1 protein-coding gene is annotated in these 1,109 nt (G+C 42.0%); it reads left to right on the forward strand.

Annotated features, from left to right (window positions below; all coding sequences use genetic code 11):
* On the forward strand, positions 1–1,109 hold a 1,109-nt coding region (locus BMZ95_RS10580), incomplete at both ends, for an RNA-guided endonuclease TnpB family protein (protein WP_074786646.1).

The raw sequence follows: 1,109 nt of genomic DNA on the forward strand, positions 1-1,109 counted from the left end.
AAATTAAAGCTACAGTCATCATTGGATGAATCGGTTTTGACCAAATCCTTAGAACAATACCGACGAGCTTGTAATGCGGTTTCTCAGTATATGTTTGACCATAGCTTTGAAATGGCTCAAGCAAAGCTGAACAAGGCATTGTATCACCAATTGCGGAATGATTATGGATTAAAAGCACAAATGGCTCAGTCCGCAATCCGTAACGTCGTTGCCCGTTACAGAACGGTTAAAACGCAGTTGGCTCAAAAGCCTTATCGCTACAATACGGGCAAACAAGATCGATACGGCAACGATATTTGGAAAAATGAGACCCGTACCCTGGATTGGTTATGGCATCCTATCAATTTCAAACGTCCTCAACTGGACTTGCAACGCAATCGTGATTGGTCGCTTAAGGACAATCACATTATGTCTATCAATACAGTTAACGGGCGTATAAAAGTGCCGTTTACCTGTCAAGGATTCGATCAATATTTAAACGGTACTTGGGAATTCGGCATGGCTAAGATTCTCCATGTTGGCAACAAATGGTATATGCACATTAGCGCAACTAAAGAACTGCCGGATTACCTGAAAGAACAATCACAACATGTGGTTGGCATTGATCGCGGATTACGATTCTTGGCGACTGCTTATGATGAACACGGAAAAACACTGTTTTTCCAAGGCCAGGAAGCACTACGCAAACGGAGCAAATTTAAGCGATTGCGTCAGCAACTGCAAAGCAGGGGAACCAAATCTGCCAAACGTCGTTTAAAGAAAATCGGTCAACGAGAGAACCGCTGGATGACTGATATTAATCATCAGTTATCAAAGACACTCGTTAATCGTTACGGAGCAGACACCCTCTTCGTTTTGGAAAATCTGGCAAATGTGCGATTCGCAACTGAAAAAGTAACAAAAACACAACGTTATGAGCAGGTTTCATGGGCTTTTTATCAATTAGCACAGTTCTTGACATACAAAGCTCATTTAGTCGGAAGCGAAGTGGTTCAAGTTTCAGCTAAATACACAAGCCAGCGATGCCCAAAATGTGGTCGTATTTACAAAAATAACCGTAATCATCAGCAACATTTGTACGTGTGCGATCGTTGCGGTTATCAATCCAA

Source organism: Ligilactobacillus ruminis DSM 20403 = NBRC 102161, from assembly GCF_900113455.1.
GTDB lineage: Bacteria > Bacillota > Bacilli > Lactobacillales > Lactobacillaceae > Ligilactobacillus > Ligilactobacillus ruminis.